At 64.0% G+C, this 13,327-nt stretch carries 11 protein-coding genes; 7 read left to right on the forward strand and 4 right to left on the reverse strand.

Annotation, left to right across the window (positions count from 1 at the left end):
* Positions 1-26 precede the first annotated feature (26 nt).
* The 5 genes from NKJ57_RS17370 (at position 27) to NKJ57_RS17390 (ending at position 5,803) form a co-directional block, all read left to right on the forward strand.
* Positions 27-941, forward strand: a complete 915-nt coding sequence (locus NKJ57_RS17370) for a dihydrodipicolinate synthase family protein (RefSeq protein ID WP_031196228.1) — start codon at positions 27-29, stop codon at positions 939-941.
* Positions 942-1,177: 236 nt separating this feature from the next.
* Positions 1,178-3,040, forward strand: coding sequence for an ABC transporter ATP-binding protein (locus NKJ57_RS17375; RefSeq protein WP_352511482.1), 1,863 nt, complete (start codon positions 1,178-1,180; stop codon positions 3,038-3,040).
* A complete protein-coding gene (locus NKJ57_RS17380; protein ID WP_352511480.1) occupies positions 3,040-4,926 on the forward strand; it encodes an ABC transporter ATP-binding protein in 1,887 nt (628 codons plus the stop codon). The genes NKJ57_RS17375 and NKJ57_RS17380 overlap by 1 nt, the downstream gene beginning before the upstream one ends.
* A gap of 367 nt (positions 4,927-5,293) precedes the next feature.
* Positions 5,294-5,458, forward strand: coding sequence for a DUF3309 family protein (locus NKJ57_RS17385; RefSeq protein WP_023667887.1), 165 nt, complete (start codon positions 5,294-5,296; stop codon positions 5,456-5,458).
* Between the two features lie 147 nt (positions 5,459-5,605).
* Positions 5,606-5,803 (forward strand): hypothetical protein, encoded by a 198-nt coding sequence (locus NKJ57_RS17390; RefSeq protein WP_023695246.1) that lies wholly within the window; start codon positions 5,606-5,608, stop codon positions 5,801-5,803.
* On the opposite strand, the gene NKJ57_RS17395 is transcribed toward NKJ57_RS17390, so the two are convergent.
* Together NKJ57_RS17395 and NKJ57_RS17400 are read right to left on the reverse strand one after the other, a co-directional pair.
* Positions 5,794-6,975 (reverse strand): MFS transporter, encoded by a 1,182-nt coding sequence (locus tag NKJ57_RS17395; protein WP_023695245.1) that lies wholly within the window; start codon positions 6,973-6,975, stop codon positions 5,794-5,796. The two genes, NKJ57_RS17390 and NKJ57_RS17395, sit on opposite strands and share 10 nt — an antisense overlap.
* A gap of 103 nt (positions 6,976-7,078) precedes the next feature.
* A complete protein-coding gene (locus NKJ57_RS17400) occupies positions 7,079-7,306 on the reverse strand; it encodes a DUF1127 domain-containing protein (protein WP_050588972.1) in 228 nt (75 codons plus the stop codon).
* Positions 7,307-7,558: 252 nt separating this feature from the next.
* Between NKJ57_RS17400 and NKJ57_RS17405 the strand changes: the two genes are divergently transcribed.
* Together NKJ57_RS17405 and NKJ57_RS17410 are read left to right on the forward strand one after the other, a co-directional pair.
* The gene (locus NKJ57_RS17405; RefSeq protein ID WP_352511478.1) at positions 7,559-9,076 is read left to right on the forward strand and encodes a winged helix-turn-helix domain-containing tetratricopeptide repeat protein; all 1,518 of its coding nucleotides are present in this window, start codon (positions 7,559-7,561) and stop codon (positions 9,074-9,076) included.
* 531 nt (positions 9,077-9,607) lie between these two features.
* On the forward strand, positions 9,608-11,104 hold the full coding sequence (locus NKJ57_RS17410; RefSeq protein WP_352511477.1) for an aldehyde dehydrogenase family protein: 1,497 nt from the start codon (positions 9,608-9,610) through the stop codon (positions 11,102-11,104).
* A gap of 25 nt (positions 11,105-11,129) precedes the next feature.
* Here NKJ57_RS17410 and doeB read toward each other — a convergent pair whose 3' ends face one another.
* Positions 11,130-12,134 (reverse strand): N(2)-acetyl-L-2,4-diaminobutanoate deacetylase DoeB, encoded by a 1,005-nt coding sequence (doeB, locus tag NKJ57_RS17415; protein ID WP_352511476.1) that lies wholly within the window; start codon positions 12,132-12,134, stop codon positions 11,130-11,132.
* 5 nt (positions 12,135-12,139) lie between these two features.
* A complete protein-coding gene (doeA, locus tag NKJ57_RS17420) occupies positions 12,140-13,318 on the reverse strand; it encodes an ectoine hydrolase DoeA (RefSeq protein WP_352511475.1) in 1,179 nt (392 codons plus the stop codon).
* Between the last annotated feature and the right edge of the window lie 9 nt (positions 13,319-13,327).

Raw genomic sequence — 13,327 nt, forward strand, 5'->3', positions numbered from 1 at the left:
TTTCCAGCACCGATGGAAGGACCGACATGACCCGCCCGCAAGGAACCATCGCCCCGATCCTGACACCGTTCGAAAATGACGGTCGGATTGCTCGTGACTTGTGGATCTCACACGCCAAATGGGTGCTGGGCCAGGGCGCGCATTTCCTGTCGCCGTTCGGCACCACGGGCGAGGCACTGTCGCTCTCGCTCAATGAGCGCATGCAGGCGCTGGAATGGCTGATCGAGGCCGGCATTTCGCCGGCGCGCATGATGCCCGGCACCGGCGTCACCGCACTCCCCGAAACCGTCGAACTGTCGAAGCACGCGGTCGGCCTCGGCTGCGCCGGCGTGATGGTGCTGCCATCATTCTTCTACACGGCCGCCGGGGATGAAGGCCAAGCACGCTACTACAGCGAGCTGATCGAACGGGTGGCCAACCCGGCGCTGAAGATGATTCTCTACCACATCCCGCAGAACTCCGGCGTGCCGGTAAGCCCTGCCCTGACCGCCCGGTTGAGCGCGGCGTTTCCAGAGACGGTCGTCGCCTACAAGGATAGCGCCGGCGACTGGAACAACACGGCGGCGGTGATTGCCGCCGCACCCGACGTCGCGGTGTTCCCCAGCTCGGAGGCGCAACTGACCAAGGGGCTCGCCAGTGGTGCTGCGGGCTGTATCTCCGCGACCGTCAATCTCAACGCTGCGGCCATCCGCGCCCTCTACGACGCGACGATCGCTGGCCAAGACGTCACGGAAGCGGACGCCGCGATCAGGGCGTTCCGCAAGGTGATCCAGGATGCCGGCCTGATCCCGGCGATGAAGGCAGTGCTGGCGGTGCGCTCCGGCGACAAACGCTGGCTGAACCTGCGCGCCCCGCACCAGAATGCAACGCTGGAAAGCGGCAAGGCGCTGCTCACGGCGCTCGGTCCCGCAGCCGATCATATTGGCCGAGGTCACGCATGATGGCGGTTGGCGCAACCCGCATGCTCGCATCTTTTCAATCGGCCTAAAGTGACGAGCCTGCCGCCTCTAACGCCGACACGGGCTTAGGCAGCCGCGGACGATCAGCCCCTTCCAGGCACAGTGCGATACCGCCATTGGCCCTTGAACGGTCAAAATGGAGGCGTACCATCGCGGCATCTGAAACTGAGTCTTCTTCATTCGTCTGGGCTAATGTCCGGACCGGATTGGATATTTCCTTGGCAAGGGACGCAACCAGCGGCGCGGCGAAGCGCGGCAAATCGTTTGCCCATGTGGCGGAGGCGTCCTGGGGCAAGGGCCTCAGCACGCTGCTGCGCATCGTGCGCATGACGCTGCGCCATCCTTGGCAAGTTGCGATCACCATCGCCTCGACTTTCATCGCCGCGACGCTGCAGCTGTTCATCCCGCGCCTGCTCGGCCACGCCATCGACCAGGCGCAAGGCGTGATGGCTGGAGGCGGCGGCGTGGCGGCTGAGCAGGCGCTGTGGACGACGGCGATCACCTTGCTCGTCGTCAGCATTCTGCGCGGCCTCTTCACCATGGCGCAGAATTATTATGGCGAGGCCGTTGGCCACCGCACCGGCTATGAGCTGCGCCTGGCCTTCTACGAGAAGATCCAGCGGCTGAGCTTCTCCTTCCATGACCGGGTGCATACCGGCGACCTGATTACGCTTGGCCTGCTCGACCTCGACGGCGTGCGCATGTTCTTTTCCACCGGCATATTGCGCGTGGTGCTGCTCGGCGTGCTGATCGGCGTCGGCTCCTATCTCCTGATCAGCACCGATCTCGAGCTCGGGCTGCTCAGTCTGAGTTTCGTGCCGTTCGTCGCCTGGCGCTCCTCGGTCACACAGCTCAGGCTGCGCAGCACCTGGCTGACGCTGCAGGAGCGGCTGTCAGTGCTGAGCCGGGTGATGGACGAGAACCTCGGCGGAATCCGCGTCGTGCGCGCCTTTGCGGCGCAGCGGCATGAGCTGGAAAAATTCGACCGCGCCAAGAAGTCGGCGCTGGAGCTTGCCGACCAGCGCGTCGACATCCGCGTCTCTAACACCAGCGCCATGAATTTTTCCTTCCTGGCGGCCATGGGCCTGGTGCTGTGGTTCGGTGGCCAGAAGGTGATCGCAGGCCAGATCAGCGTCGGCACGCTGGCCCAATTCCTCACCTTCATGACCATCCTGCAAATGCCGGTGCGCCAGCTCGGGCTGATGGTCAACTCGTTCGCCCGCGCCTCGACCTGCGGCACAAGGCTGTTCGAACTGCTTGACGCCGAACTTGACATCGAGGATGCGCCTGATGCCAAGGATCTCGTGGTCACCGAAGGCGTGCTGCGCTTCGACAATGTCGGCTTCCGCTACGCGGGCGCCGGCGGCCGGCCGGCGCTGTCGGGCATTTCCTTCGAGGCCAGGTCCGGCGAGACCGTCGGCATTGTCGGCCCGCCGGGCAGCGGCAAGTCGACCATCGCGCATCTGATCCCGCGCTTCTACGACGTGACGTCGGGCGCGATCACGATTGACGGGCAAGATATCCGCGAGGTCACGCTGCAATCGCTGCGCAAGGCGGTCGGCGTCGTGCAGCAGGACGCCTTCCTGTTCACCACCTCGATCGAAAACAACATCGCCTATGGCAATCCGTGGGCGCGCGAGACCCGCATCGGGCAGGCGGCTGAATACGCCCAGCTGCACAATTACATCATCGGGCTTCCGGCCGGCTACACCACGGTCGTGGGCGAGCGCGGGTCATCGCTTTCCGGCGGCCAGCGGCAGCGCCTGACCATCGCCCGCACCCTGATGCTGCGGCCTTCGGTGCTGGTCTTCGACGATTCCACCGCGGCTGTCGACGCCGGCACCGAGCAGCGAATCCGCACCGCGATGAAGCGTTTCGCCAAGGACCGCGTGACGCTGATCATCTCGCACCGGCTGAGCTCGCTGATGCATGCCGACCAGATCCTGTTCGTCGAGAATGGCCGCATCGCCGAGCGCGGCACGCACCAGGAATTGCTGGCGCTCGGCGGACGCTACCGCGCGCTTTACGACCTGCAGCTGCGGTCGGACGACGATTTGCCGGTGGCGGTGGGAGCCGCATGATGTCGACACAGAACGACGACCAGAAGGAAGACACCAGCCGGCGGCCCACCAGGGCCGTTGTCGGTTCGCACCGCGACGAGGAAGAGGTCTTCGGCAAGGTCTACGATCCGCGTATCGTGCGCCGCATCTGGAGCTTCGTGAAACCGTATCAGGGCCGGATCTTCATCTCGGTTGCCGCCGTGCTGGTGTTCACGCTGACGCAATTGGCGATCCCGCTGGTCATCCGTTACGCCATCGACCACGGCATGGCCGCGGGCAAGGCCGACCGCTCGGTGATGAACTGGGCGATCGGCGCCTTCGCTCTGATCATCCTGATCAACTATGGCGCCAGCTATGTCCAGGAAAGTGTCGTCGGCAAGGTGGCCGAGAATGTGCTGTCGGATTTGCGCCGCGCCATGTTCAGCCATCTGCAGCGTGTGTCGCTGAGCTTCATGGACAAGACCGAAGTGGGACGGTTGATGTCGCGCCTGCAGGGCGACGTCAATTCCATGCAGGAATTCCTCGAGACCTCGGTGATGTCGGTGGGCGACATCGTGCTGCTGTTCGGCATCGTCAGCGTGCTTTTGTGGCTCGATTTCCGGCTCGGTCTGCTGACGCTGTCGACCATGCCGGCGTTGTTCATCGTGCGCCTGTTCTGGCTGCCGCGCGCCAAGGTCGCCTTCATGGCCGCGCATGAGACCAACTCGATCGCCAATGGCGCGCTGGCCGAAGGCATCCATGGCGTTCGCACGGTGCAGAGCCTGGAGCGCCAGCACGTCAATTTCGACCTTTATGACGAGAAGGTGCTGGCCAATCTCAGGGCTCACCTGACCTCGGCCAAATATGCGCAGGTGATGGTGCCGATCGTCGACACGCTGACCGGCATTGCGATGGCAACCGTGATCGTCGTCGGCGGCTCGATGGTGCTGTCGCACAGCCTCGACATCGGCGTCATGGTGGCGTTCCTGTTCTATATCCAGCGCTTCTTCGACCCGATCCGCTCGCTCACCATGCAGTACTCGGTCATGCAGCGCGCCATGGCGTCGGGCCAACGCATCTCCGAAGTGCTGGACGTACCGGTCGATGTCAGCGACAGACAGGGCGCGGTGACGCTGACGCGCGACATGGACGGTTCGGTCGAGTTCAGGAACGTCACCTTCGGCTACCGGCAGGACCAGCCGGTGCTGAAAAACATCTCCTTCCGCGTCAATCCGGGCGAGACGGTTGCGCTTGTCGGCCCCACCGGTTCGGGCAAGTCGAGCTGCATGGCGCTGGTGCACCGCTTCTATGATGTCTGGTCGGGCGAGGTGCGGGTCGGCGGCCACGATGTGCGCGACGTGACGCAGGATTCGCTCGGCGATCAGGTGGCGATGGTGCTGCAGGAGCCGTTCCTGTTTTCCGGCACGGTGCTGGAGAACATCCGCTACCACAAGACATCGGCTACCCGCGAAGAGGTTGTGCGCGCCGCGCAAGCCGTTGGCGCGCACGACTTCATCGAGCATTTGCCTGACGGCTACGACACCGAGCTCGAACAGCGCGGCGGCAATCTGTCCCTCGGCCAGCGCCAGCTGATCAGCTTTGCACGCGCACTGGTGGCGGATGCCAAGATCCTGGTGCTCGACGAAGCCACGGCCAGCATCGACTCCTACACCGAGATGCTGATCCAGAAGGCGCTGGTCACGCTGCTGGAGGGGCGCACCGGCCTGGTCATCGCCCATCGGCTGGCGACCATACGCGGCGCCGACCGCATCATCGTGCTGCAGAACGGCGAGATCGTCGAAAGCGGCGACCACGAGCAGCTGATGGCGGCCAAGGGCCTCTATGCCAGGCTCTACAACATGAACTACGCATCGTTCGACGATATTGCCGAGGAAGACATAGGCGCGCTGGCCGGCAAGGCGACGTGAGCTGCTGCCGGTTCGGCTCGACTGGAAATAGTGCGGGGCCAAAACTCGTCGTCGACCAATTCGGCTTCAGATGTCGACACGTTTCAGCTCGCCTTCCAGCGTAAGCCCGGCGTCACGCCTGCCGGCGCGTTCGGGTGGACGAGCCGCCGGCCGCCTTAAGGGCGATCCCGCGTAAATTCTGAATTCTACGCGCCGCCCAGCGCGCGCGATGGCACGCTCAGCTTGGGCCTGAACCTCAGCAAACGCCGTGATGATGGCTTTCGTTCCTTAGCCGTCGGATGAAAATCGCCCGGGAACAGGAAGGCTTGCTGGGAGTTTAGTTCTTCGAGCCGCGCCGTGAACGGCGCGGCAGCGAAGGAGACGGCATATGGGCCTGGGTACCATTCTTATTATCATCCTGATCATCGCGTTGCTCGGCGGCTTCAGCGGCCTCGGCGGCGGCCCCTTCTACGGCACTGGTTACTATGGCGGCGGTGGCCTCGGGCTGGTGCTGATCATCGTGATCATTCTGGTTGTTCTCGGGCGAATATAGCGTCGCCATTGGCGGCCGCCGAGTTCTACGGCGGCCGCGTTTTCGCCTGACATTGAGGTTTGAAGACATGGCAGCTGAAGACATTGCTGGTCCGGAAACACTGGGCCGGCGTCGGCGCGAGCGAACGCGACGAGCTGGGATATCCTAATGGTGGCACTATCCGAAGGCGCCGGGCGTAATGCTGCAGACCCCGACACCCGCCTGGCGGCCGTGGCGTTCATCGAGGCGGATCGGACGCTTCCAGAAACCCAGGACGGCGACGAGGCGGGTTCGGCCTTTCTCGCTCTTGTCGACAAGGGCAGCATCGGCCCGAAGGCCGCAATGGCAGGCACGCCTTACGCCTGAACGCGGTCAACCCGCCGTAGTTCCGCCAGCAGAAACACCACCAGCACGCAGCACAGAATGCCAAGCGACGATGGCAGTCCCTGATGTCCGGTCAGTTGCATCGCCAGCCCGGCCACCGGGGAGCCGACGATGCCGCCTACGCCCCATACGAACGCGAAGGCGGCATTGCCGGCGATCAAGGCTTGACCGGTGAAACGCTCGCCGAGCTGGATCAGCGACAGCGTGTAGATCCCGAACGAGACCCCGCCCCAGACGAAGAAGAGCGGCCAGATAAGCCATGTAGCGAAGAGCAATGGCAACAGCAGGCAACCGGCCAGGCAAGCCAGGACACAGAACAGCATCATCGGCTTCGAGCCAAACCGTTCGGCGGCGCGCCCAAGCACGACCTGCAGCACGGCATTGCCGGCGATGAAACAGGTGATGAGCGAAGCGATGCGCTGCTCAGTGCTGCCGAGCGCGGCACCATAGACGGCGAACAGCGAAAGCAGGACTTGCTCGAAGGCGGCAGCCGTGAAGACTGCGAACAAGAGCAGCGGCGCCAGCGCGAAGAAGCCGCCGACCGACACCGCTTCGCCCTCACGCGGCATGTCGGGCAGGCGTGGCGCGACGGCAAGCACGATCAGGCCGCAGACAAGGAAGGCCGCGCTGCCGATGATGAAGGGTGGCCATCCTTGCGTGCCGACCAAGCCTAGCGACAGCGGGCCGAGGCCAAAGCCGGCGGAAACGATGGAGGAGTATAGGCCCATGATGCGGCCTCGGCGTGCCGCGGGCGTGATCGAGACCAGCCAGGTTTCACTGATCACGTAAAGCGGATTGGCAAAGAAGCCGAGCAGGAAGCGCAACGGCATCCAGGCCCATACATCCTGCGTCCAGGCAATCGCGATCAGGACGGTTGCTGCCAGGATCGAACACACAACCGCAAGGCGGGCCGCACCCACCCGCCGGACCAGCGCCGGCGTGAAGAGCGATGATACAATGAAACCCAGAGGCGTCATCGCGGCCGAGAGGCCGATAAGGCCCGGTGTCGTCCCTTGCCGTTCCAGGATGAAGCTGAGCAGCGGATAGGTCAGCCCCTGTGCTACGGCGAACACCGTAACGGTCGCGATGATGCCGGCCATCGCGACCCATGGGATGCGGTTCTCTGGCGGTGACGTCGCGTCTTCGGCGCTCATGCCGGCTTCGAACCAGGATCGGCACCGTTCCGGCAAGTGCAAATGCCGGCAAAACGCCGCGGTACGCCCAAACAGGCGGGCGGGTATTATCCGCGACATCAGCTCACACTTGCCAGAAGCGTTTGACGATTTCGGCCTCGACCTGGTGTCTGGTCAGACCGATATCGTCGATCAGGTGCGGATTGGCCTCCGCCATCTGCTTGAGGTCCCAGCGAAAGCGTATCCGCTCGCGCCAGGCCGCGATCATGCCCCGCGGGCCTGTCGGACGCCGGCCCGATGACACCGCCTTTTCCGGCAAGGCTGCACGAGCAGAAGCAAGGGTATCGTTCATGGCAACCTCCATTCGGTTTGAGGAGCGACAGCCCTCGGCTTGAAAGAGGTTGAATTCTGCCGCATGCGGACGGCGCCGTAATTAAGCGCAGCCAAATAGTTCTCAAAAGTTCCAAACTGGCTAGAGCACCTCGCCGTTTCATGGAAACGACGAGGTGCTCAACTCTTTGTTTTGACGCCATACGTCCGTGAAGCGCTCCGCGCTTTCCCGTGGGAAAACCGCCTTCACACCTTTCCTGGAATTGCTCTATAGATGCGCGTTATGCAGGGATCGCGCTTTGCCTTTGGTCCGTTCGTGCTCGATCCGGGTGCGGGAACGCTCCTTCGGGACCAAGTTCCCGTCGCCGCCGGCCACCGCGGACTGCAGCTGCTGGCGGCGCTCGTCGCCCGGCCCGGCGAGATCGTGGCCAAGGCCGAGTTGATGGATGCGGCATGGCCAGGCACCGCCGTTGAGGAAGGCAACCTCACCGTCCAGATTGCGCAATTGCGCAAGCTGCTGGGTCCGGCCACGAACGGCGGAGAATGGATATCGACCGTTCCGCGCGTCGGCTATCGCTTCGCCGGCGCCATCGAACAGCTCGGCGACGAGAAGCGACAGGCTTTGCCGCTGCCCGCCAAACCGTCGATAGCCGTGCTGCCCTTTGCCAATTTCAGCAACGACCCCGAGCAGGAAGCCTTTGCCGACGGGTTGAGCGAAGACCTGATCACCGACCTGTCGAGGATCGGCGGCCTGTTCGTCATCGCGCGCAACTCGACCTTTGCCTACAAGGGCAAGGCGGTGGATGTGCGCGAGGTCGCCAGGGAACTTGGCGTGCGCTATCTCTTGGAGGGCAGCGCCAGACGCGCCGCCGGGCGCGTGCGCATCAACGCCCAGCTGGTCGACGCGCTGAGCGGCGAGCATTTATGGGCAGACCGCTTCGATCGCGGCCTGGAAGATATCTTTGCCGTTCAGGACGAGGTGACGGCCAAGATCGTCGAGGCGCTGCTTGGCCGGCTGCGCGCGCCGCTGCCGCGCAATCGGCCCCGAAATGTCGAGGCCTACGATCTGTGCGTGCGGGCCCGCAACCTGATCGACGTCTCGCCGGAGACGGCGCGCGAAGCGCATCTGTTGCTGACGCGCGCGCTTGCGCTCGATCCGGACTATGCCGAAGCCTATCGCTGGCTTGCCATGAACCACTGGATGGGATGGGTGCATTGGGGAGAGCCCATTGAGCCTGCCCGCGGCCTTGCCCTGGAACTGGCGCGCAAGGCTGTGGCGATCGATCCCAACGATGCCGGCTGCCACTGGGTGCTTGCCAACCTGCTTGCCTATGAGCGCAGATTCGACGAAGCGGATGTGGGATTTGCCAAGGCGTTCGAACTCGACCCGAACGAGGCCGATGCCTGGGCGACATTGTCCGACATCGCGGTCCTGGCCGGGCGCGTCGAGGACGGCCTCGACTATATCGGCAAGGCGTTCCGGCTGAACCCGTTTCCGGCAAGCTGGTACTACCTGACGCTCGGCCAGGCGCAATATGCGGCGCGCGACTATGAAGCCGCCGTCGAGACGACGCGCCGGGACGAGACGTATCGGACAAGCTCGCGCCGTTTCCTTGCGGCAAGCCTTGCGCAACTCGGCCGGATCGATGAGGCGCGCGCCGAGGTCGACCTGTTCCTTGTCGCGAACCCACATTTCACCACCAGCCACTGGGTCGAGACGGAGCCGTTCCGCGACACGGCCACGCTCGACCATTTCGTCGATGGCTTCCGAAAGGCCGGCCTTCCGGAGTGACGGACCGGCGTGCTCGATCGAATGCCAGGCACCGTCGGTTGCGGCTCAATCTGTCAATGTTTGCAAGTCGCGAGGCCGCTCGACCGATCTTGCTTCCGCGTGCAGTCATCCAACAGCGATTGCAGCGAAGCGGCGCGCGAAACCTCTGTCACGGTGAAGCCGGCTGGAACGGCCACGATCGATCCGGCCACGGGTGAGCGCTGGGTGGCGGCTGGCGACTACCTGTTGCGCTCTCGTCTGCAATGCCGGCATCGCGGTCGCCGTGGGCAATGATCGGCTTGCCTCCTTGAGCTTTCAGCGACGCGCTCCGACAACTCGCGATGATTTTTCTAGATGCCGGTGATTTTCTAGATGCCGTTTGTCGAAGCATGATCTTTTCCGAAAACCGTTTCCCACTTTTCTGGATCACGCTCTAGCGGCTGGCGTGATCGGGAAGTCCGCGCAATCTGATTGTCCGAGCGCCCTTTAGCTTTCCTTGTTTGAGGTCGGCGGCGGGAGTAATAGTCGCCAAGGAATTGCGAGGAGGAAGAGATGACGCTGAACTTCGACCCGAAGGCGAAGGCCACGGCGTTGTACCATGGCGAATTCCGACCGATGTTCATTGGCGGCAAGTGGGTCGCGGCGCGGTCCGGCCAGGGCATGCAGGCACTCAATCCGGCAACAGGCGAGGTGCTGGCGACAGTGCCGCGCGGCGGGGCTGCCGATATCGACTCGGCGGTGGCCGCCGCGCGCGCGGCCTTCGAAGGCCCATGGTCCAAATTCTCACCCTACGAGCGGCAGTGCGTGCTGCTCAGGATCGCCGATCTCTTCGAGACGCATTGGGAAGAGCTCAGCGTTTCCGACACGCTCGACATGGGGCTGCCGATCACGCGCACGCTCGCCAACCGGCGCCGCGTCATCGGCATGCTGCGCTTCTATGCCGGCATGGCCACCGCGCTGCATGGCGAGGCGATCGACAATTCGATTCCCGGCGAGATCGTCACCCTCACCCGGCGCGAGCCGGTGGGCGTCGTTGGTGCGATCATTCCCTGGAATGCGCCGACCGCCGCCTCGATCTGGAAGATCGCGCCGGCGCTGGCGACAGGCTGCACCATCGTGCTGAAACCGTCCGAGGATGCGTCGCTGACGCCGCTGCTGATCGCGCAACTGATGCAGGAAGCCGGCGTGCCCGACGGCGTCGTCAACGTCGTCACCGGCACCGGGGTCGAAGCCGGTGCGCGGCTCGCCGAACATCCAGACGTCAACAAGATCGTTTTCACCGGATCGACGCTGACCGGCCAGGCCATCGCGCGGGCAGCCGTGGCCAACCTCAAGCGCGTTTCGCTGGAGCTCGGCGGCAAGTCGCCGATCATCGTCTGCCGCGACGCCGACATCGACAAGGCTGTTCCGATCGCGGCGATGGCGGTGTTCGTGCATTCGGGCCAGATCTGCATTGCCGGCTCGCGGCTGTTCGTGGCGCGCGAAATCCATGACGAGTTCCTCCGACGGCTCGCCGATTTCGCCGGCAGACTGCGAATCGGCCATGGCATCGAGGCAGAGACGGAAATCGGACCGCTCATCAATGCCAGGCAGGCAGCCAAGGTGGAGGGCTATATCAGGGCCGGCAGCGACGAAGGCGCCGAACTGGTCGCCGGTGGCTCGCGGCTGACCGGCGAGCTCTACGATGGCGGCAACTTCATTGCGCCGACGGTCTTCGGCGCCGTGTCGGACCAGATGACCATCGCGCGCGAGGAGATTTTCGGCCCGGTCATGTCGGCGATGCCCTTCGACACGCTCGACGAAGCGGTGGCGCGTGCCAATGCGACGCCCTATGGCCTGGCCGCCGGCATCTTCACCACGCATCTGGGCACCGCGCACAAGCTTGCGCGCCGGGTCAAGGCCGGCTCGGTCTGGGTCAACATGTACCATGCCATCGACCCGGCGGTGCCGTTCGGCGGCATGAAGATGTCGGGTTATGGCCGCGAGGGCGGCATCGAGCATCTGCACGAGTATCTGGAGACCAAGTCGGTCTGGATCCAGACCGACTGATATTCGCGCGGCGTACTCTGCGAAATCACGATGAAACCACAAGGGCCAGGACGGCGGCGCAGTCACCGGCTTTGACCAGGCCGGGGAAATGCCGCGCCGCCAGAATGCCGGACATTTTTGCCTTGATCTCCTGCGGAGCGATGCCGGTGCGGCCGGTGGAATGGATGCGCGCCAGCACCGAGCCTTCTTTCACAGGCTCGCCGAGATCGACCATGGTTTCGATCATGCCGTCGTCCTCGGCGAAGGAGAAGCAATCGCCCGACGGCATGTCGAGCCACTGCGTCGGGCTCTTCTCTACTGCACCGGCGACAATGCCGGCATGACGCAGCACATTGCTGATGCCGCGCCGCGCAATCCGCACCGTCTGTGCGCGCGAGGTGCCGCCGCCGCCAAGCTCGGTGCTGACGAAGACCTTGCCCATTTCCTCCGCCGCCGTGTCGTACATGCCGACGGAGTCGATCTCGATCATGCGCATGGAGAACGGAGCCGCGAATGCGGCGACCGCGTCGAAGGCTTTCTGCTCCAGTGCCTTGTCGGGCACCGTGTGCGCGGCACAGAAGGGCACGAAATCCAGCGTCCTGCCGCCGGAGTGGAAATCGAAGACGAGGTCGGCGCGCGGCAGCAGTTCGCGTTGAAAGTAGTCGGCGATCTTCTCGGTCACCGTGCCGTCGGGACGGCCGGGAAAGCTGCGGTTCATATTGCCCTTGTCGATCGGCGACGTCCGCGTGCCGGCGCGGAAGGCCGGATAGTTCATCGCCGGCACAATGATCACCGTGCCGCTGACCTGTTTGGGATCGAGCGTGCGGGCAAGATCGTAGAGCGCCAGCGGCCCCTCATACTCGTCGCCATGATTGCCGCCGGTGAGCAGGGCAGTCGGCCCCTTGCCGTTGCGGATGACGCAGATCGGGATCATCACCGAGCCCCACGCCGAGTCGTTGCGGCTGTAGGGCAGGCGCAGGAAACCATGTTGCACGCCGTCCTTGTCGAAATCGACGGTCGGGGTGATCGGGGATGGGCGAAGGCTAGGCATCGGGCTCAATTCTTCACCACCAGTTTGCGCGGTACATTGGCGAGGCACTCTACACCGGTTTCGGTGATCAGGATGGATTCGGTGATTTCCAGTCCCATGGTCTCCAGCCAGAGACCGGTCATGAAATGGAAGGTCATGCCAGGCTTGAGTTCGGTGCGGTCGCCGGGGCGCAGGCTCATGGTGCGTTCGCCCCAATCCGGCGGATAGGAGAGACCGATGGAATAGCCGGTGCGGTTGTCCTTGACGATGCCATATTTCTTCAACACGGCGAAAAAGGCGTTGGCGATGTCCTCACAGGCATTGCCGGGCTTTGCCGCCGCCAGCCCCGCCTCCATGCCTTCCAGTGTCGCCTTCTCGGCATCCAGGAATTCCTGTGTCGGCTTGCCGAGAAAGACGGTGCGCGACAGCGGGCAATGGTAGCGGTTGTAGCAGCCGGCGATCTCGAAGAAGGTGCCCTCGCCCGACTTCATCGGCTGGTCGTCCCAGGTGAGATGCGGCGCCGAGGCGTCGGCGCCCGACGGCAGCAGCGGCACGATCGCCGGATAGTCGCCGCCGATGCCGTCGACGCCGCGCGTGCCGGCATCGTAGATCTCGGCGACCAGATCGCATTTGCGCATGCCGACCTGGATCTTGTCGACGATGCGCTGGTGCATGGCTTCGACGATGCGGGCCGCCTTGCGCATATAGTCGATTTCAGTCGGGCTCTTCACCGCGCGCTGCCAGTTGACCAGCGCTGTCGCGTCGACGAAGCGGGCGTTGGGCAGGTGCTTCTGCAACGCGGCGAAGGCGGCAGCCGAGAACCAGTAATTGTCCATCTCGACGCCGATGGTCAGCTTGCCCCAGCCGCGATCACTAAGCACGCTGGCCAAAAAATCCATCGGGTGGCGCTCGGTCGACTGCACGTAGTGGTCGGCATAGCCGACGATGTTGTCATGCGCGAGATAGGCGGTGCGCTTGGCGCCATTGGCATCCTGGCCGCGGCCGTACCAGACCGGCTCGCCCGATGGGGGCACAATCACTGCTTGGTGCACATAGAACGACCAGCCATCGTAGCCGGTCAGCCAGGCCATGTTGGAGGGGTCGCTGACAACCAGGAGATCGACGCCCTTCACCTCCATGGCTTTCCGCGTCTTGGCGAGGCGATCCGCAAATTCGGCGCGCGAGAATTTCAGGTTCGGTTGCATTGTTCTTGG

Source organism: Mesorhizobium sp. M0077, assembly GCF_040322955.1.
Lineage (GTDB): Bacteria > Pseudomonadota > Alphaproteobacteria > Rhizobiales > Rhizobiaceae > Mesorhizobium.